Source organism: Paramesorhizobium salinisoli (assembly GCF_003335045.1).
GTDB classification, from domain to species: Bacteria; Pseudomonadota; Alphaproteobacteria; order Rhizobiales; family Rhizobiaceae; genus Paramesorhizobium; species Paramesorhizobium salinisoli.
Genome location: NZ_QOZG01000009.1, coordinates 140,618 through 160,875 on the forward strand (window position 1 = coordinate 140,618; position 20,258 = coordinate 160,875).

17 protein-coding genes are annotated in these 20,258 nt (G+C 59.5%); 8 read left to right on the plus strand and 9 right to left on the minus strand.

Translation table 11 applies throughout. From position 1 onward, the window contains the following. Positions 1–65 precede the first annotated feature (65 nt). The 8 genes from uxaC (at position 66) to DUT91_RS19845 (ending at position 7,637) form a co-directional block, all read left to right on the plus strand. Positions 66–1,508: a glucuronate isomerase gene (gene uxaC / locus DUT91_RS19810; RefSeq protein ID WP_114442226.1), complete on the plus strand. Its 1,443-nt coding sequence runs from the start codon at positions 66–68 to the stop codon at positions 1,506–1,508. A 59-nt stretch (positions 1,509–1,567) separates the two neighbouring features. Continuing rightward, a complete protein-coding gene (locus DUT91_RS19815) occupies positions 1,568–2,554 on the plus strand; it encodes a TRAP transporter substrate-binding protein (protein WP_114442227.1) in 987 nt (328 codons plus the stop codon). A 165-nt stretch (positions 2,555–2,719) separates the two neighbouring features. After that, entirely contained in the window at positions 2,720–3,241 is a 522-nt protein-coding gene (locus tag DUT91_RS19820) for a TRAP transporter small permease (protein ID WP_114442228.1), read from the plus strand. A gap of 13 nt (positions 3,242–3,254) precedes the next feature. Then, positions 3,255–4,535, plus strand: coding sequence for a TRAP transporter large permease (locus tag DUT91_RS19825; RefSeq protein WP_114442229.1), 1,281 nt, complete (start codon positions 3,255–3,257; stop codon positions 4,533–4,535). A gap of 13 nt (positions 4,536–4,548) precedes the next feature. Further along, entirely contained in the window at positions 4,549–4,869 is a 321-nt protein-coding gene (locus tag DUT91_RS19830; RefSeq protein ID WP_114442230.1) for a cupin domain-containing protein, read from the plus strand. Between the two features lie 40 nt (positions 4,870–4,909). After that, positions 4,910–5,737: a 5-dehydro-4-deoxy-D-glucuronate isomerase gene (gene kduI / locus DUT91_RS19835; RefSeq protein ID WP_114442231.1), complete on the plus strand. Its 828-nt coding sequence runs from the start codon at positions 4,910–4,912 to the stop codon at positions 5,735–5,737. After that, positions 5,734–6,492, plus strand: a complete 759-nt coding sequence (gene kduD / locus DUT91_RS19840; RefSeq protein ID WP_114442232.1) for a 2-dehydro-3-deoxy-D-gluconate 5-dehydrogenase KduD — start codon at positions 5,734–5,736, stop codon at positions 6,490–6,492. The genes kduI and kduD overlap by 4 nt, the downstream gene beginning before the upstream one ends. A gap of 269 nt (positions 6,493–6,761) precedes the next feature. Next, positions 6,762–7,637, plus strand: a complete 876-nt coding sequence (locus DUT91_RS19845; RefSeq protein WP_114442233.1) for a LysR family transcriptional regulator — start codon at positions 6,762–6,764, stop codon at positions 7,635–7,637. 89 nt (positions 7,638–7,726) lie between these two features. On the opposite strand, the gene DUT91_RS19850 is transcribed toward DUT91_RS19845, so the two are convergent. From DUT91_RS19850 to DUT91_RS19890, 9 genes are all read right to left on the minus strand, one after another. Then, positions 7,727–9,256 carry an aldehyde dehydrogenase (NADP(+)) gene (locus DUT91_RS19850; protein ID WP_114442234.1) on the minus strand — a complete coding sequence of 510 codons (1,530 nt, stop codon included), beginning with the start codon at positions 9,254–9,256 and terminating at the stop codon, positions 7,727–7,729. Between the two features lie 56 nt (positions 9,257–9,312). Continuing rightward, the gene (locus tag DUT91_RS19855) at positions 9,313–11,007 is read right to left on the minus strand and encodes an ABC transporter ATP-binding protein (protein WP_114442235.1); all 1,695 of its coding nucleotides are present in this window, start codon (positions 11,005–11,007) and stop codon (positions 9,313–9,315) included. Continuing rightward, on the minus strand, positions 11,004–11,927 hold the full coding sequence (locus DUT91_RS19860; RefSeq protein WP_114442236.1) for an ABC transporter permease: 924 nt from the start codon (positions 11,925–11,927) through the stop codon (positions 11,004–11,006). Before DUT91_RS19860 ends, DUT91_RS19855 begins: the two co-directional genes overlap by 4 nt. A gap of 4 nt (positions 11,928–11,931) precedes the next feature. Continuing rightward, positions 11,932–12,846: an ABC transporter permease gene (locus DUT91_RS19865; protein WP_114442237.1), complete on the minus strand. Its 915-nt coding sequence runs from the start codon at positions 12,844–12,846 to the stop codon at positions 11,932–11,934. Between the two features lie 133 nt (positions 12,847–12,979). Then, complete coding sequence (locus DUT91_RS19870; RefSeq protein ID WP_114442238.1) at positions 12,980–14,491, minus strand: ABC transporter substrate-binding protein; 1,512 nt, start codon at positions 14,489–14,491, stop codon at positions 12,980–12,982. A gap of 67 nt (positions 14,492–14,558) precedes the next feature. Then, positions 14,559–15,482, minus strand: a complete 924-nt coding sequence (gene kdgD, locus DUT91_RS19875) for a 5-dehydro-4-deoxyglucarate dehydratase (RefSeq protein ID WP_114442239.1) — start codon at positions 15,480–15,482, stop codon at positions 14,559–14,561. 75 nt (positions 15,483–15,557) lie between these two features. Continuing rightward, positions 15,558–16,283: a FadR/GntR family transcriptional regulator gene (locus DUT91_RS19880; protein WP_114442240.1), complete on the minus strand. Its 726-nt coding sequence runs from the start codon at positions 16,281–16,283 to the stop codon at positions 15,558–15,560. A 290-nt stretch (positions 16,284–16,573) separates the two neighbouring features. Then, a complete protein-coding gene (locus DUT91_RS19885) occupies positions 16,574–18,751 on the minus strand; it encodes a bifunctional diguanylate cyclase/phosphodiesterase (RefSeq protein ID WP_114442241.1) in 2,178 nt (725 codons plus the stop codon). A 406-nt stretch (positions 18,752–19,157) separates the two neighbouring features. Next, complete coding sequence (locus DUT91_RS19890) at positions 19,158–20,243, minus strand: ABC transporter ATP-binding protein (protein ID WP_114442242.1); 1,086 nt, start codon at positions 20,241–20,243, stop codon at positions 19,158–19,160. Positions 20,244–20,258 lie beyond the last annotated feature (15 nt).

Here is a 20,258-nt window from a genome sequence, read left to right on the forward strand (position 1 = left end):
CGCTGGGGGCCGAATTTAAGGCCCCCCGAATGCGCGCGTGGATGAGAGTGGGAGACAAGTCGGGGATGGCGATAGTGGAGCAAAACGCGCCAGGACGGGGCGAGGGATTGCTGGATGATGACAGGCTTTTTCCGGCTGACTCCCGCACGCGTGCCGTTGCGCGTGGCCTTTATGCCCATGTTCGCGATCTGCCGATCATAAGCCCGCATGGTCATACCGATCCCCGCTGGTATGCCGAAAACGAGGCTTTTCCGGATCCTGCGCAGCTTTTCGTCGTGCCGGATCATTATGTCTTCCGCATGTTGTTCAGCCAGGGCGTCAAGCTCGAAGATCTGGGGGTTCCAACGCTGGATGGCACGCCCGTCGAAACCGACAGCCGCAAGATATGGCGGCGTTTTGCCGAAAATTACTATTTGTTTCGTGGTACGCCGACCCGCATCTGGCTTGATCACGCCTTCTCGACGCTGTTCGACATTGATGTAGGGCTTTCGTCGAAGACGGCGGATTTCTATTATGAGCGCATCGCCGAGCGGCTTGCCCAACCGGATTACCGTCCGCGGGCGCTTTTCGAACGCTTCAACATTGAGGTGATCGCCACAACGGAGGGGCCTCTCGACGATTTGCGCTGGCACGAGAAGATCGCCGAATCCGGCTGGAAAGGCCGGGTGGTGACCGCCTACCGGCCCGATACGGTGATCGATCCGGAATTTCAGGATTTCCGAGAGAATGTCGAACGGTTCGGCGAGATTTCCGGTGCTGAAATCGGAAATTTTGCCGGCTATCTCGACGCGCATCGCATCCGCCGCGGCTTCTTCAAATCGCATGGCGCGACCGCGACGGACCATGGCCATGCGACGGCGCGCACGGAAAACCTCGATCGCGGCGAGGCGGAGCGGCTTTATCAAAAGGCACTGAAAGGTATCGTTTCAGCCGAGGAAGCGGATGTGTTTCGCGGTCATATGCTGACCGAAATGGCGCGCATGAGCCTTGATGACGGCCTGGTGATGCAAATCCACCCGGGATCCTGGCGCAACCATTCGCAATCGATCTTCACGCGCTTTGGCCGCGACAAGGGCTTCGACATTCCGATGCGGACCGATTATGTGCGGGCGCTCAAGCCGATGCTCGACGCGGTCGGCACCGAACCCGGTCTTTCCGTCATCCTGTTCACGCTCGACGAAACGGCCTATTCGCGCGAGCTCGCGCCGCTTGCCGGCGTCTATCCATCCCTGAAGCTCGGGCCGGCATGGTGGTTCTTCGACAGCGCGGAGGGCATGCGGCGCTTTCGCGAACTGACGACCGAGACGGCGGGCTTCTACAATACCGTCGGCTTCAACGACGACACCCGCGCCTTCTGCTCGATCCCGGCACGCCATGACGTCGCGCGCCGCGTCGACTGCGCCTATCTGGCGCAACTGGTGGTCACCGGCAGGCTTCGCGAGGACGAGGCCCATGAGGTCGCGCATGATTTGACCTATCGGCTTGTGAAGGAGGCTTACAGGCTTTGATGGCTGGCGCAAGCCGGCGATTTATCAACGGGCACAATGCCCATCTGGGAGGAAAAAGCATGAGATATCTTGGAAAGTTCAGCGCCGCGCTAGCGCTGTCCGCATCGCTTCTGGCGACGATCGTTGCCGCAGGGGCGCAGGAACTGGTACTGAAGTCCTCGGACACCCATCCTGACGGCTATCCAACCGTGGAAGCTGTCAAATATATGGGCGAGCTGTTGAAGACGAAGACCAATGGCCGCATTGGCATCGAAGTCTTCCATTCGCGTCAGCTTGGCGAGGAAAAGGAAACGATCGAGCAGACGCAGTTCGGCGTCATCGATCTCAACCGCGTCAACATGGCGCCGTTCAACGGCATTGTTCCTGAAACCCTTGTACCGTCGCTGCCCTATATATTCCGCTCGAAGGAACATATGCGCAAGGTGATGGACGGTCCGATCGGCGAGGACATCCTGAAGGCCTTCGACGCCCAGCAACTGGTCGGGCTCGCCTTCTACGATTCCGGTGCGCGTTCCTTCTATAATTCCAAGAAGCCGATCAACGCGATCGCGGATCTGAAGGGGCTGAAGTTCCGGGTCATCCAGTCGGATCTGTTCGTCGAGATGGTAAACGCGCTCGGGGCCAATGCCACGCCGATGGCCTATGGCGAAGTCTATTCCGGCATTCAGACGGGGCTTCTCGACGGTGCGGAGAACAACTGGCCGAGCTATGAATCCTCAAAGCATTACGAGGTCGCCAAATTCTATTCCCTCGACGAGCATTCAATGGCACCCGAGGTTTTGGTGATGTCGAAGAAGAGCTGGGACAAGCTTTCGCCAGAGGACCAGAAGGCGGTGCGCGAAGCGGCAAAGGAATCCGTCGCCAAGATGCGTGAGCTCTGGGATGCCAAGGAGATCGAATCGCGCAAGGTCGTTGAGGCCGCCGGTGTCCAGATCACGCAGCCCGACAAGCAGCCCTTCATCGACGCGATGGCGCCCGTCTACGAGAAATTCGCCAATACCGACGTGTTGAAGGATCTGGTGAAGCGGATTCGCGAAACGCAATAAGCGCAAAAAGCGAGAGGATTTGTCGATCCTCTCGCTATTGTCTCCCGCAGGCGAGGGAGCATGCCCAACAGGCGCGACACGTCTCTCCTCCGGTTGGGCGGAGAGAGTGCGGCCACGGCGCGTGAGCGTCATCGCATCATTTGAGAATACATCGAGGATCGCGCCATGCAGACCGCCCTGCGGCAAAGTGCTTCCGTTCTATCCCGTCTTTCGAGGCTCGCCCTATGGGTGGCCGGCATCGGGCTTGTCCTGATGACGGCCTTCACGGGCTGGCAGGTGTGGGCGCGTTATGTGCTCAACGCGTCGCCGAGCTGGACCGAACCGCTGTCCATCTTGTTGATGAACTGGTTCATCTTCCTGGGCGCCGCTGTCGGCGTGCGTGAGGGTTATCATCTTGGCTTCGACGTCCTGCTCTTCCTGTTGCCGGAGAAAGGCAAAGCGGTCCTGCGCTCGATCAGCGATATAGCGGTGCTGTTTTTCGGCGTCGGCATGGCCTGGTTCGGCTTCGATCTCGCCCGCGGCACATGGTCGGCCGTTATGCCGTCTCTCGGCCTGCCGGTCGGCGTCGATTATCTGCCGATCCTGGGCGGAGGCGTTCTCATCGTTCTTTTCTCCCTCGAACGCCTCGCACGTCGCTTTTCCGGTCAGGAAAAACTTGACGTCGAAATGATCGACGCGACGGCCTGAAGGATTAATATCAATGGCACTGACAGTTCTTTTCGGATCCTTCGTCGCGCTTCTTCTGATCGGCACGCCTATCGCGTTCTGCCTGGGGATCGCCTCCTTCCTCACCGTGATCTATCTCGGCATTCCGCCCGTGATCGTCTTCCAGCGCATGAATGCCGGCGTCAGCAGCTTTGCGCTATTGGCGATCCCCTTCTTCATTTATGCCGGCGATCTCATGGTGCGGGGTGGCATCGCGCAGCGCCTGGTCGCTTTCGCGGGCTCGATGTTCGGACATTTTCGCGGTGGATTGGGGCAGGTGAACATCGCCGCCTCGACGTTGTTCGGCGGCATATCCGGCTCCGCCGTGGCGGACGCCTCGGCCATCGGCGGCCTGATGATCCCTCAGATGAAGGCGCGCGGCTATGGGGTCGACTACGCCGTCAACATCACCGTGACCAGCGCCATCATCGCACTGATGATCCCGCCTTCGCACAATATGATCATCTATTCGATTTCGGCAGGCGGCATGATTTCGATCGCCGATCTCTTCACTGCCGGCATCATACCCGGGCTGCTGCTCGCGGCCGGTCTGATGGCCGCGGCCTGGGTTGTCGCGAAGCGTCGCGGTTACCCGCTCGCGCAGTTTCCGGGCTGGGTGGCCGTGGCGCAATTTGCGGTTGCTGCCATTCCGGGGCTGATCCTTATCGGCATCATCTTCGGCGGTGTGCGATCCGGTGTTTTCACGGCGACGGAAAGCTCCTGCATCGCCATCCTTTATGCCGCGCTGATCACAGTGACGGTCTACCGTTCCATGTCGCTTTCCGATTTCGCCGAAGCGACGATGAGCGCGGTGCGGACCACGGCTATGGTGCTGCTCATCATCGGCTGCGCGGCGTCCTTCGGCTGGCTGCTCGCTTTCCTGCGCGTGCCGGCGGCGATGATCGCCTTCATGCAGTCGATCTCAACCGAGCCGCTCGTCATCTTCCTGTTGATCAATGTGATGCTGCTCTTCCTGGGCACTTTCATGGATATGTCGCCGCTGATCATCATCACCACGCCGATCTTTCTGCCGGTCGTGCAGGCCTACGGCATGGATCCGGTGCATTTCGGCGTCATCCTTATTCTCAATCTCGGTATTGGCCTCTGCACGCCCCCGGTGGGCGCGGTGCTCTTCGTCGGCTGCGCCGTGGGCAAGATCGGGATATGGGAGGCGGTGCGCACCATCTGGCCGTTCTATGGCGCCGCTCTCGCCGTGCTGATGCTGGTCACCTATATCCCGGCGCTGTCCCTGTGGCTGCCAAAACTCTTTCATTGATACGAGGTATGAAATGACAGATCGACAAAACCCGCTTCCATGGGTCCAGACAGGGGAAGCAGTAAGCCGTCGCGTGCTTTCCCACACACCGGAGGTGATGCTTGTGGAGTTCCGCTTCGGCCCTGACGGGTTCGGCGCGCCGCACCATCACCCCCATATCCAGGCGACCTATGTGCGCGAAGGCCGTTTCGAATTCACCATCGATGGCGTGGTGCACATGATCGCGGCGGGCGACACGCTGATCGTGCCGTCGAATGCGGTGCATTCCTGCAGGGCCATCGAGCCGGGGACGCTGATCGACATGTTCACCCCGCGTCGCGACGATTTCCTCTGATCTTATTCAATCATACATCCATACATACGAGGAGGCAGAGATGCTGAAAACCGAAATACGGCAGGCTATCGATCCGCGCCATGCCAAAACGCTCGACACGGCGGCGCTCCGCAAGGAATTCCTGATGGAGGATCTTTTCATCGAGGGGAGGATCAACCTTGTCTACAGCCACCTCGACCGCATGATCGTCGGCGGCGCAGTGCCGGATGCAAACGCGCTGGAACTCAAGGCCGCCAAGGAAACCGGCACGCCGGGTTTCCTCGATCGCCGTGAGGCGGTCATTGTCAATGTTGGCGACGAGGGCACGATTTCCGTCGGCGGTACGGATCATGCGCTCGGCAATCGCGACATGCTCTATGTCGGCATGGGCGCTGGCGCGCTGATCTTCTCGGGCAAGGGCGCGCGTTTTTATATCCTTTCAGCGCCCGCTCATCGCGCCTTGCCGACGCGGCTGGTGCGCATCGCCGATGCCAAGCGCCTTGACCTCGGCGACCGGGCGACGTCCAACGAGCGCTCGATATTCCAGTTCGTTCACCCTGACGTGATGGAATCCTGCCAGCTCGTTGTCGGCATGACCAAGCTCGCAGGGGGCTCCGTCTGGAACACGATGCCGGCGCATGTTCATGACAGGCGTTCGGAGGCCTATCTCTATTTTGACCTGCCGGAGGATCAGCGCGTTTTCCATTTCATGGGAGAGCCCTCGGAAACCCGCCATCTCGTCGTGAAGAACGAGCAGGCGATCCTTTCGCCCGGCTGGTCGGTGCATTGCGGTGCGGGTACCGCGTCCTACACCTTCATCTGGGCGATGGCAGGCGACAACATGGATTATCGTGACGTCGACATGGTGAAGATGGAGGATCTGCAGTGAGCGGTCTCTTCGACCTTTCAGGCCGTCGCGCCTTCGTCACCGGAGCGAATACCGGCATCGGACAGGCAATCGCGCTTTCCCTCGGTGAAGCCGGCGCGCAGGTGATCTGCGCCGGTCGTTCGTCCATGGCCGGTACATTGGCCAAGCTGAAGGAGGCGGGCGCGACGGGGTTCGAGTGCCTGACCGATTTCGCCGACAAGGACGCTGCCATTAAGGCGTTCGAGCGCGCAGCCGAGACGCACGGGCCTATCGACATTCTGGTCAACAATGCCGGCATCATCCGCCGCGCGGATGCGTTGGATTTCACCGAAGCCGACTGGGACGATGTGATGGACGTTAATTTGAAGTCGGTGTTCTTCCTGTGCCAGACGTTTGCTCGCCCAATTCTGAATAGCAAGGCGGAGGGCACGATCATCAACATCGCCTCGATGCTGTCCTTCCAGGGAGGCATCCGTGTTGCTTCCTACACAGCCTCGAAAAGTGGGATCGCAGGGCTGACGAAGCTGCTTGCTTGCGAATGGGCGGGCAAGGGCATCAATGTCAACGCCATTGCGCCTGGTTATATATCCACCAATAACACCGAGGCGCTTCGCGCCGACCAACAGCGCAATGACGATATCCTCAAGCGCATCCCGGCCGGACGCTGGGGCGAGGCATCCGATATCGGCGGCGCAGCGGTGTTCCTGTCATCGAAGGCGGCGCGCTATGTTCATGGCGCGGTGATCCCCGTCGATGGCGGATGGCTCGCGCGGTAAGGAACCTAGTCGCCGCGGCGACGGAGCGCATTCGAGAGGGTGCGCAAGAATGCCGTCAGCACCCGGGGCAGCGGCGTTCCGCACTCTTCGTAGAACCGGTCTTCCTCCTGCCGCCGGCTGCGCTGGCTTGCGTCCTTGGGTAAATTTCCGGCTATGAGGGCTGATATCGCTTCATACATGACAAACCTCTGGAAATGAAAAGCTGTCCCTTTAATTACCGGGATTTTTCCATTTCCTGAACAGCGCGAAATGCGCTATGTTTTTCAGTGATGAAAAACGTCGGCTGGGATACCTATGAGCTGTTCATGCAGGTGGCGCGCCATGGCGGCCTTACTGGCGCGACCGCTGTCAGCGGCCTCAGCCCCGCTACGATCGGGCGGCGGATGCTGGAGCTTGAGGCCGGTATCGGGCGTCCCCTTTTTGTACGAAGCCAGACGGGCTATCGGCTGACAACTGACGGGTCGATGCTCTTTGACCAGATCCTTGAAATGGAAGGCGCCGCCCGCCGGATCCAGAATTGGCGGGAGGAGGGCGTCGGCACTCCCCTCGTGAGGATCGCCTGTGGAACATGGCTTGCCTGGTGGATATCGAGGAATTTCACGGCGATCAGAAGTGAGCGGGACGATTTCCGCATCGATCTGTTCATCGCCGAGCAGCGCGCGAGCCTTGCCCATAGGGAAAGCGATATAGGCATCCGCGCGTTCGAACCGGAAGAGCAGAATTTGGCTTCGCGACGGCTCGGCGAGGTGGCTTATGCCGCCTATCGGGCTCGTAGCGCCCACGCTTCGGTTGATGATCGGTGGGTGGCGGTTGCGGAGGAGCAGGCGATTTCAGCCTATCTGCGCTATCCCCATCAGGAGCATGCAAGCCGGATAGCGGTGGCGGTGAGTCGACCGCGGTCGCTGCGGGACCTGGTGCTTGGGGGTGCGGGGGTTGCGGTGCTGCCCTGTTTTGTCGCGGATCAGGACGAAGGGCTGGAGCGTGTAGGCGACGAGATCAATGCCTTGCGGCACAATCAATGGATTGTCATGAACAATGACGACCGGCACAGGCGGGAGATCAGAACGGTGGTCGATCGGATCACGAAGCTGGTCCGCAATCACAGCGACCTGTTCGCAGGCCGGTCCCCGGCACGCGAAATCTAGCATCCGCAAAGATATGTCGAGGGTGATTGCGGAAAGCTTTGAAATCCCGGGCCAGATAGACGATCGTCCATCCGGCCCGGGTTCAATGTTTAAAGCGATCCCAGAGGCTTCGGCAGAAGCGACTGCGGGAAGTCCTGATAGCAGACCGGCCGCAGGAAGCGGTAAATCGCCAATGTTCCGACGGAAGTCGAACGGCCATCCGATGTGGCGGGGTAGGGGCCGCCATGCACCATTGCGGGCGAGACCTCGACGCCGGTGCCGAAGCCGTTGACAAGGACGCGTCCAGCCATGAGTTCGAGTTCCGGCAGCAGCCTTTGCGCTATTCCTTCATCGCCTTCAGCCATGTGGAGAGCGACCGTCAACTGGCCTTCCAGCACCTGGAGAACCTTGTCGAGTTCCGCCTCGCTGCCGCAGCGAACGACGAGCGAGGCTGCGCCGAAGATTTCGTCCTGGAGATGCCGGTCGGCGAGGAAATCAGCAGCCGATACCTCGAAGAGCGCCGCACTGGCCTGTTGCCCTGTGCCTTCAAGGCCGAGGGCGACCTGCCGCACCTTTGCGTGACCTTGCAATTTGGCGACGCCGTTCTTGTAGGACTGGCAAATACCGCCGGTGAGCATCGTCTGCGCCGAGGCCTGCGCCAGTGCTTCGCTGGCTGCTTGCACGAATGTATCCAGACCGTCACCTTCCAAGGCCAGGATGAGGCCCGGATTGGTGCAGAACTGGCCTGCGCCGAGCGTCAGGGAGCCAACGAATGCGCGGCCGATCTCGGCTGCCCGCGAGCGCAGCGCTTGCGGCAGGAGGATGACCGGGTTGATGCTGCTCATCTCGGCATAGACCGGGATGGGCTGGGCGCGGCTGGCTGCGATCTTCATCAGCGCCGTACCGCCCGTCCGCGAGCCGGTGAAGCCGACCGCACGGATGCGCTTGTCGGCGACAAGGCCTTGACCGATTTCACGTCCTGCATCGAACAGCAGCGCGAAGGTGCCGGCTGGCAGACCGCAGATTTCAACAGCACGCTGAACGGCGCGCCCGACGATTTCGGACGTTCCGGGATGCGCGGAATGCGCCTTGACGATAACCGGGCATCCTGCAGCCAGCGCCGAAGCCGTATCACCGCCAGCGACAGAAAAGGCGAGGGGGAAATTCGAGGCGCCGAACACAGCAACCGGTCCAAGCGCGATGTTGCGCAGGCGCAGGTCCGGCTTCGGCGCGGGCTTGCGCTCAGGGTCGGCCGGATCGAGCCGCAGTTCCTGGAACGCACCGCGCCTTACCTCAGCGGCAAACATCCGCAGCTGAATGACGGTGCGCATGCGCTCGCCCTCGATGCGGCCGCGCGGCAGGCCCGTTTCCGCCATCGCCCGCTCCACCAATGGCTCGCCGGTCGACAAAACCTGTTCTGCGATCGTCTCGAGAAAGACGGCCCGTTCCTCAAGGCCGGTTTCCCGGAACTTTGCAAACGCTTCCCAGGCAAGCGCCGCTGCTTCTTCCAGATCGGAGGCAGATGCGCCGCCGAAGGATCCGGGCAGTTTTTCGCCGGTTGCGGCGTCATAGCCGAAGATTTCCCCGGATTGTCCGCGCCGTGCGGTTCCGCCAATCAGCAATTCTCCAGACAATGTCATTCTGCACTCTTCCTTGTTACGTCTTCACGCGACCGCGTTAACGGTTCGCCAGAATTTCAAAGTGTCAGGGCGTCTCGTGCGCGTCCCGTTGGACGCGGCGCTCTGACTGCCATCCACTTAGGGACTGGCGTCGCTTCGAGCAAGCTTTGCGTGTAGGGATGCACCGGATTTGCGAATATCGCCGATGTCGAACCGTCCTCGACAATCTCCCCCTGTTTCATGACGACTATTCTGTCAGCGAAATGCCGGACGATTGGCAGATCATGGGTGATGAAGATATAGGAAAGTCCGAGACGGGTTCTAAGGTCTGCCAGCAAATCGATGATCTGAGCCTGGATGGACACGTCGAGCGCCGAAACGGCTTCGTCGCAGATGATCAGGTCGGGCTCGCTGGCGAGCGCGCGTGCGATTGCAATTCGTTGTCGCTGCCCGCCGGAAAACTGGTGCGGATAACGATCCACATGTTCGGGGTTGAGACCGACAAGCTCCAGGAGTTCGACCACACGGTCCTTCCATCGGGCTTGGGGCAGGATATCGCCATGAATGGCCCAGGGTTCCGATATGATCGCGTGGACGCTCATGCGCGGGTTCATCGAACCATATGGATCTTGAAACACCATCTGGACCTTGCGGCGGAAAGCCAGCAAGCGGGCCTGGTTCATGGAAAATATGTCTTCGCCGGCGAATATCGCCCTGCCAGCTGTCGGTTCGGTCAGCCGCAGAAGCATCCGCGCCACACTCGACTTGCCTGAACCGGACTCACCGACAATGCCGAGCGTCTCTCCCTTTCTGATTTCGAAATTCACATCATTGACGGCACGAAACGACTGTTTCTTGCCAAAAAGCCCTTGGGAAAAGAGATATTCCTTGGTCAGGTTCTCCACCTTCAGCACGGTTTCGCCCGACGGTATCGTCGATCGCCGGTTGCCGCCTTCCGCCGTATCGCCATGAGGCAAGGCGGAAATCAGCTTTTTTGTATAGGCGTGACGCGGCGAGGTGAAAACGTCCCTTGCGACACCAGCTTCGACGATTTCACCGCGGTTCATGACGATAACACGGTCGGCCATCGAGGCGGCGACTTCCAGGTCATGGGTGATCAGGATAAGCGCCATGCCGGTTTCGTTCTGGAGATCGCGCAGCAGATCGAGAATCTGCGCCTGGACGCTGACGTCGAGTGCCGTCGTCGGTTCGTCCGCGATCAGGAGGTCCGGTTTCAGCGCAATGGCCATCGCGATCATCACCCGCTGCCGCTGACCGCCGGAAAACTGATGCGGATATTGGTCGATCCGCGTATCGGGTTCGGGAATACCGACCCGCCGCAACAATTCGATGCTCCGCTCGCGGGCCTCCTTGCCGCTGGCGACGCCATGGCACGCGAAGATTTCGACGATCTGGCGCCCAACCGTGTAGACCGGGTTGAGATAGGCCAACGGGTCCTGGAAGATCATCGCGATCTTCTGGCCGTTGATCAGCCGACGCGGCTCTCCGCGCAGATTGCCGATGGGGGCGCCGTCGAAGGAAATGCGGCCGCTGACGATATCGCCGGGCGGCTGGTCGATCAAATCCATGACGGCGCTGGTGCTGACGCTTTTTCCCGAGCCGCTTTCGCCCAGGATGACAAGCGTTTCACCACGGCTGACGTCGAAGGACACCGCGTTGACGGCCCGCACCGGGCTCTCGTCCGAAAGAAAATCGACCGTCAGGTTTTCGACCGTCAGAAGAGGGGAGGTGCTCTTGCTTGTCGGGCTCATCGCGGTGTCTTTCTCAGGCTCTGCAGGCGCCAGCGCTGCTGCGGGTCGGCAAACGTTCTGGCCCAACTGGACAGGAGGTTGAGCGACAGGGTCGTAAGCAATATGACAAGACCAGGCCAAAACGAGATCCACCAGGCGTTGGCAAGATAACCGCGGCCGTTTGCCACCATGGCGCCCCAGGTGAAATCCGGCGGCTGGATGCCGAGGCCGAGGAAGCTGAGCGAGGATTCAGCCAGGATCACCGTGGCGAAATCGAGCGCCGCTATCGTCAGGAGCGTGGGAAGGACGAGGGGCGCGATGTGGCGCACCACGATCCGCAAGGGACTGGCCCCCATCGATATGGCGGCGCTGACGAACATGCGCTCGCGAAGTTCCAGCACCTCGGCCCGCGTTGTGCGCAGATAGATAGGCATGCGGGTGAACGCCAGGACAATCACCAGATTGGTGATGCTCGGGCCCAGCGTGTAGAGCACGATCAGCGCGAGAAGCAGCGACGGAAAGCTCATGACGACGTCTGCCAGACGCTGGATGATCTGGCTGTACCAGCGTTCGCTGTAGCCGGCGATCAGTCCCAGAATGCCGCCGGTCAGCATCGAGCACAGCACGGCCGCAAAGGCGATACCCAGCGTATTCTGCGCGCCGACGACGAGGCGCGCGATGATCGGACGCCCGAGCGTGTCTGCGCCGAGGAAATAGATCCAGTCGTGCTGGAACGAAAAGGGTGCGAGATTGCGCTGCCGCAATCCCAGCTTGGTTGCGAGATCGCCGATGAGCGGCGGCCCTGCGAGCGTTGCAATGACGAGAAGCAGGAGAAAGATCACGGCTGCCAAAGCGAGTTTGTCTCGCTTGAGGCAGTTCCAGATCGTCCGGAGCTTTCCGGTGCGGGGAGAAACGGTGATGTCGCTGATGAGGGCGGTCATGATCTTAATACCGGATTCTGGGATCGAGCACCGCATATAGAAGATCGATGCAGATATTGAGGACAAAGATCGCGGTAGCGGTCACCAGGATGGTTGACTGGACGACGGCGAAATCGCGTAGGATGATGGCATCGATCATCAGCTTGCCGATGCCCGGCCAGCCGAAGACGGTTTCCACTATGACCGCACCATTGACCAGGCCGGCCGTCAGATCGCCGGCGACGGTGATGACGGGCAGGAGCGAATTTCGAAGCGCGTGGCCGAAGATGATTTCCTTACGGCGAAGTCCCTTGGCCCGCGCCGTCTTGATATAAGGCGCCGACAGGGCGCTCAGCATGGTGCCGCGGACGACCTGCACCAGAAGCCCGAACGGGCGAAGCGCCAGCACGAAGACCGGCATGATCCAGTGTGCGAGGCTGCCGGTGCCCGATGTCGGCAGCAGATCGAAGCTGACGGCGAAGACCAGGATGCCGACAATCGCGATCCAGAAATCGGGCGCGCTGGCGCCGGTCAGGGAGACAAGACTGACAATGCGGTCGAAGAACCCACCTGGCCTGGTCGCTGCAATCGAGCCGGCCACTATGGCCAAGGCGATGGCAAGGGCCATGGCGACGAAAGCGAGCTTGAGCGTCTGCGGAAAGGCTTCAAGCGCGATCTCCATCGCTGACCTGTTCTGGCGGACGGATTGGCCAAAGTCGAGGCTGACGAGGTCGCGCAGATAGTTCAGGAACTGCCAGTGAATGGGTTGATCGAAACCGTGTAGTCTGGCGAAGGCCTGCCGTGCCTCCAGTGTGGAATCGAGAGGCAGGAAAAGCGATGACGGATCGCCGGTCAACCGCGTCAGGAAAAACACAAGCGCAAGCAAGCCCAGGACGGAGATGATGCTGTGCGATGCGCGCCTGCCGATATAGCTGAGCATGGAAGTGCCTTGTGGATTGTCAACAGGAACTCTTTGTCTGGCCGCCTGATCCTATTCGAAAGCCTGCGACTTTTCGGATCATGCGAGGGAGCGCGGGCATCTCGCCCGCACTCAATGCCGGATCTGGCCGAACTCAGTTTTTCAACTGAATATTGGCGAGTGGAATTTCACTGTTGGTGGTGATGTCTGGATGCCAATCCAGCCGTTTGCCGACCCTGGTGTAGCCGATCATGTGATACATCGGGATATCAGCTACCACATCGTTTCTCGCCTTGGCGAAAATCATCTTGAAATCCTTGGCCCGGTCCTCGCCGCTGGTGGCAAGAGCCGTGTCGATCTCCTTGTCGAGCGCCGGGTCGGATACGGTCGCATACTGTCCCGTAGAGCGATAGAAGATCGGGATGGTAAAAGCCGCGTCGCCCTTGTTGTTGTCGTGCTGCATCTGCAGCAGGGTGGCGCCGCGCTCTTCCGGATAGGGCTTCTGGAGATAGCGTATCCAGTCGGCAACATCGAGCATGGTCAGTTTGACGTTGAGGCCGGCCTCCCGCCACATGGCGACCATAGCCTCCATGGCCTCGCCCCCATTGGGATAAATCCCGTTGCGTCCGATCAGGGTGATCTCGCTATCGACGGGAACGCCCGCGGCTTTCGCCTCGGCAACCAGCGCCGCGGCCTGTGCGGGATCGGACTCCCACGGCTTCAGGGTTTCATCATGGCCGTTGATGCCCGGAACGGCCATCTGCGAGGCGCGCTTCACATCATCGCCGAATAATTGGGTCAGCCCTTCCCAATCAATAGCCAGGTTGAGCGCCTTGCGGATACGCAGATCATTGAGCGGCGGCTTGCTCATATCGATGCGGATCGCGGTGGTTTCCGAGTTCAGATAGGCGAAATCCGTCTCCGAATTGGTTGCGTCCTGAATCGCGATCGAGGGTGTCAGATCGGCTTCGCCGGTTTCGACCATCGCGGCACGGATGGAGGATTCGGAGCGCCAGACATAGTTTGCCTTCTCGATCACCGGCTTGGCGCCCCAGTAGCCATCGAAGCGCTCAAGCGCTACCGATTGGGTGTCGAAGGATGCCAGTTTGAACGGGCCGGTTCCGACCGGATCGTTGACCGGCTTGTCCACCGGCGTATCGGGAGAAACCACCATGACCACGCTGAGCAGTGTCGGCATGATCGGTTCCGGCCGGTCCGACTTGATGTCGAGCGTCAGGGCATCGACGGGTGTCGCCTCGATCTTCCTGTCGCCGAATTTGGCCATGTTGTTGCAGGTCATCGTCCCGCCCGTCATACGCTTGATGGAAAAGGCGACGGCTTCCGCCGTCAAGTCCTTTCCGTTCTGGAACTTGACGCCGGGTCTGATTTTGAAGCGCCAGGTCGTATCATCGACGCGGGTCCATTCTGTTGCCAGTTTCGGCTGCGGCAGGCCGGTCTTGGCGTCGATGACCGTCAGGGCTTCCGTTACGTTCTGGCTCAATATCTGCCCGACATTGGTGATGATCGTGCCGCAGGGCTCCAGATTTGCCGGCTGCTCCGGCAAAACGATCTTGATGGCTTTCGACGCGTCCTGGGCATATACTGCCCACGTGGTCGAAGCCATCAGCGCCGTGGCGAAGATCGTGATTCTGCTTGTCTTTCCCATGTTTTCTCCTCCCGTTAATTAGTAACTGCGCGGCGGACCAAGCCGCCACGCGCTCTGTTCGCAAGTCCTAAGCCGCAGCTTTTTGTATCGTTTCAGCTCTTTCGATAAGCCGGGCGAGCATGGCCTTTTCCTCCGGTTTGAGGTCGGTCAGCGGCGGGCGCACCGGCCCCGGGCTCCGTCCGGTGAGTTCCACGCCTGCCTTGATGATCGAGACCGGGTAACCGACTTCACGATCGCGGATCGCTGCGAAGTCGTAGAAGAAGGTGTCAAGGATGCTTGCCATCGTCTGGCGATCATCGGCGCGCATCGCCTTGTAGAAGCGCTGTGCGAGCGCTGGCACGAAGTTGAAGACGGCGGATGAATAGGTGGTGACGCCTATCGCATTGAACGCCTCGGCGTAGAGCTCATGCGTCGGCAGGCCACCGATATAACAAAGGCGGTTGCCAAGCTTGGAGGTGACGTGCCGCACGAGTTCGACCTTGCCTGTACCGTCCTTGAAGCCGATGAGATTGGGGCAGGCGTCGGCAAGCCGGGCAATCGTATCGGCATTGGCGACGGAATTGGCGCGGTTGTATATGATGACGCCCAGACCGGTGGAGTCGCAGACCGCCTTTACATGCTGGTAGATGCCCTCCTGTGGCGCACCTATCAGATAGTGCGGCAACAATAGGAGCCCGTCCGCTCCAGCCTTTTCAGCCCGGCGGGCGATGTCCCTGGCGATCTCGACACCATATCCGCAGCCCGAGATAATCGGAACGTCCCCGGAAACCTCCTTGGCGGCTTTCGTGACTTCCGCCACCTCTTCCGGCGAAAGCGAAAAGAACTCGCCCGTGCCGCCGGCGGCAAAAAGGGCTGCGGCGTCGAAGCCGGACAGCCAGCCGACATGCTCGCGATAGCTATCCAGATTGAGGCGCAGATCTTCGCCGAAATGCGTCACGGGGAAGGACAGCAAGCCTGAGGAGAGGCGCGATTTGATTTCTTCAGGGGACATTTCAGCTCCAAGTAATATGATGTCTTCTTGACTGTCATATGATGACTTGGGCGAGTGTGTCAATCTCTGATTGGATCAGGCGGGCCTGCGGGTGGCCAGACCCCGATAGCGTTTGATGCCGCCCAGCAAGTGCCGACGCATCGCATCGCGAGCCTGCTCGGGGTCCCGTGCAAGAATGGCATCCACCACCTCGCCGTGCTCCGCCAGCAGGATGTTATCCCGATTGGGCAAAGGGTCGATTCCGCCCATTACCTTCCGGAATTTAACACGCGGGATGATGCGTCGGCCGATATGCTCGAGGAATGTCTTGAAGCGGATATTGTTGGTTGCCGTCGCTATGGCCATGTGAAATCGAAAATCGGCATCGTCGGTGGGTTGGCCCTCGGCCACCAGTTTGGCGAATATATCGAGTTGAGCCTGTATTTCGGCCTCCTGCGCCGGAGAACTGCGCAGAGCGGCAAGTCCTGCGGCCTCCACTTCTATGCCGATCCGCAACTCCAGTTCCTCGATTATATCGGAAATCTTGTCTGTCGCATTGGTAAAAAGATCCAGCGTTTCCGCCGTTTGCTTGGGCCCGAGCACGAAGACACCGACGCCGTGGCGTGATTCCACGAGCCCGTCCGCTCGCAAGGTTGCTATTGCCTCGCGAATAACGGTGCGGCTCACGCCGAACCGCTCGACAAGCACCGGCTCGGTTGGAAGCTTGTCGGCCGGAGCGTAGTCGCCTCCCTCGATCTGCTCGCGAAGCTGCTCGGCCACTTTCCAGGCCAATGTTTTCTTGGCGCTGATGCCACTGATCATATTACGCTCTCCGTTTCAGGAAACGTATATCACGAGACATGAAGATGGAAACAGCGGTGATGCCCTTAAGACATAATATGACTGCGACGGGTGTGGCGAAGAACATCGAGCCGGCCTGCCGGCTTTCCGCTCATCATTGTCTCCTGCGCGATCAAGCGAGCAACGCCGGGAGAACGCATGGAACGCGGGCCAAGATGCGTTAGCCTGGTCGCGAGGCGGCAGGAATTTTCCATCCGAATGATACAATCAATAATAGAAACGATTGCCCCGCCGGCGGCCGCTCTGTCTGGTCAGGTGGTTGCAATGGCGCCTTTAACGGCGTGAGACGGCGTGCCTTCGCCAAGGAGACTGTTCAACTCGGATACCGGAAGTGGCTGGGACAGCAGGAACCCCTGCAGATTATCGCACCCCATCTGCTGCAGGCGTTTCCCCTGTTCCTTGGTTTCCACGCCTTCAGCCGTGGTTTTCAAACCGGTGGCGCGCGCAAGTTCAACGATGGCCTGAACGATTGCTTCATCGCCACTTTCCGCTCCAAACCCTTTGATGAAGCTGCGATCGATCTTGATACGATCAACTTCCAGCCTTTGAAGGCGGCTCAGCGACGAAAATCCCGTTCCAAAATCATCCAGGGCGATTCTGACGCCCAGCTGACGTAACGCTTTGACATTCTGTTCGCACTGTCCTGAATTGTCGGTCAGCGCGCTTTCCGTCATCTCCAGTTCGAGCTTCTGCGGGTTCATGCCAAGAGAGAGAAGCAGATGAGCTACTCCCGCCGCATAGCTCGGATTTCGCAATTCGATGGCCGACACATTGACTGCGACAGTGCCGACCGGCCAGTTGATCGCTGCCGTGCATGCTTCGCGCAGCACCTGTTCGCCAAGTTTTTCAATGAGCCCGGCTTCCTCTGCGATCGGTATGAACACATCCGGAGAAATCCATCCGCTCTTGGGGTGGTGCCATCGAAGCAAAGCCTCGACGCCGGTTATTTTCCTGTCGGTGGCTGAATAGATGGGCTGATAATAGACCTGGATCTGATCTTTGGCCTGCAGGGCCGCACGCAGATCCTGTTCGATGTTGCGACGGACCTGCAGGATAGTATCCATTTCCTTGCCGAATACCGCATATCGACTCCGGCCGCTGCTTTTGGCGTGGTAGAGCGCAATATCGGCCTTTCTCGTGAGTTCCGTCCGTTCCAGCCCATCGGTCGGAGCAAATGCCACGCCTATGCTGGTGCCCACGAATATCTGGCTTCCATAGAGATCGAACGGGTGTCGGATGGTATCGATGATCCGCTGGCAGAGATTGCTGATATCTTCCTTCCGCGTCACGTCGGAAACGATGATGATGAATTCGTCTCCGCCAATGCGCGATACGGTATCGATGTCGCGCGTCAGCTTTCTCAGGCGCTCGGCGAACTCGCGGATGAGTTCGTCGCCAGCCGGATGACCGAGTGTGTCGTTGACCTGTTTGAAGTGGTCGATGTCGAGATAAAGGACCGCCAGCTTGCTTTTGCCGCGAGGCTGTCGTGCCAGGGCCTGCTCCAGTCTGGCGTTGAACAGCGTCCGGTTAGGTAATCCTGTGAGGGGATCGTGCAGAGCGAGATGGTGGAGCTTTGCTTCGCTCATCCGCAGTTTTGTCGAGCGCTTGTGAAGAACGGCGATGAGCGCTGCAATAGTCGTCAGTACGGTGGCGAGCAATGCCAACAGAATCGGGGTGATGGAATCCAGGACCGCCGATCCAGGACGGTAAGGTTTCCAGATGAAATAGCCGATTGTTCGACCTGATGCGGAATTGAGCGCGTAGCTGACTTCCTTGGGTGCGCGGTCATTGTTCCAGGAAAACCGCAGCCCTTCAAAATGATAATCCCGTCCCAGTTCCGTTGTGAACCGGCCATCGAGAAATCTCACGGCGACGTGCAGATATTCCGACCCGGGCACCTGCTCTATATTTCCCGTATCGGAAACAATCGGTTTGACGCTGACCACGGCCGGGTGGCCCTCGACGACCATAAGATCGGCTTCGCCAGGTGTAAGGATCTTCTCATTGACGCCTGTTGTGTCGGAGGCCCGCAATTTCGCCCGTAAGGATTTCACCAGGGGCAGGGCACTGGATGCGATCTTGTCATAGGCGGACACATCGGAGACATGGCCGCCGGAAAAGGCATAGACGGCTTGATCCTGGGAATTAAGTATATAGGCGCCGTCATGGCCGAAATAGGTATGCATCCATGTTCCGAGATTGTGGTCGATCCACTCCTCGGAGCCGCCTGACTTGACCGCCTTCAAAGCGTCATCCCATACGGTCACGCTCTCCTGATCGTGAGCCACCGCGGACCTCATCTGGGATACAACCAGCGCAACAAGGCGCTCCTGCCGATCGATGGCAACGCGATCAGTTTCGTGACTGGACCATACAAGGAGCAAGAAAAACGCAATCGCGGCAATGATTGCAGCGAGAACAATGGGCATTCCTGTTTTCAGAAAGACCTCCCAGTAATCGACTCACTCGACAGGCACGACATGATACAGCCCGGCTTTCCTTTTTTAGTAACATGGATGTGATTGGTTAAAAGCATATGTAGAAGGTAAGCCTCAGAAAGATTTCATGCTCCGCGGTCTTTCACAAAGTGAGGGATGCCCGACTTGGGCAAATTCGCAGAGTGATATGGCAGGAAGCGGATTTGTCCCTATCTTGGCCCAGGCGTCAAGCCTGTGTGGGGTCTTCTCGATTATTGGAAGAGTGAGCGCCAGCGCGGCGCGCAGGAACCGCTTCACATATTAAACCCATGCCATCTTTCTGTTCCAGGCCGTTGCGGATGGTGACGCAGTACAGCGTTTAAATCGTGGTATTCGGGGAATGAAAAACGGCCACGGCCTACCGCAACGCCTTCCCCTCCGCGTCGAATACATGCAACTTTGTCGCGTGGGCCGTCAGGCGTATCTTTTCATCGCGCTGGAAAGGCTGGTTACCAGGAAGCTTGGCAATCAGGGGCTCTTCGCTGGACGGCACCTCGACATAGAGAAGCGTCACTTCGCCCAGCGCCTCGATGATCGAAATCGTGCCCTCTATGATGAAATCCTCGCTAGTCGTAACGGTCAGGTCCTCCGGCCGTACGCCGAAGCTTACTGTTGCACCCTTTTTTGATTCCGCCGTGGGGATATCGAGCGTCACCTGCCGGTTCCCGGGCAGAGCCAGGGTGGTCTTCGCTCCGGAACCGATTAATGTGGCCGGAATGATGTTCATGGCCGGCGAACCGATGAATTTGGCGACGAAGAGGTTCGCGGGGCGCTCGTAAAGCTCCATCGGGGCGCCAACCTGCTCGATCCTGCCACCGGACAGGACAACGATGCGGTCGGCGAGCGTCATCGCTTCCACCTGGTCATGCGTCACATAGATCATCGTGGTATTGGGCATGGCTTCGCTGAGCTTGGCGATCTCGATGCGCGTGGCGACCCGAAGTGCCGCGTCCAGGTTCGACAGCGGTTCGTCGAAGAGGAACACCCTGGGGTCGCGGCAGATCGCGCGCCCGATGGCGACGCGCTGGCGCTGGCCGCCGGAAAGCGCCTTGGGCAGGCGGTCGAGATAGTCCGTAAGTTGCAGGACGTTCGCTGCCGCATGCACGCGCCGGTCGATCTCCTGTTTTGTTTCCCGCGCGATGCGCATGCCGAACGCCATGTTGTCGTAGACCGTCATGTGCGGATAGAGCGCATAGGATTGGAACACCATCGCAATGCCGCGTTTCGACGGGGGAACGTCGTTGACCACCTCACCGCCGATCTCCAGGGTGCCGCCCGAAATATCCTCGAGCCCGGCAATCATCCGCAGAAGTGTCGATTTGCCGCACCCCGATGGGCCGACGAAAACGACGAACTCTCCCTCGTCGATTTCCAGGTCGATCCCGTGGACCACCTTGACGCTGCCATAGGACTTCCTGATGTCCTTCAAACGTACTGCTGTCATGTGTTCCTCCCTCGG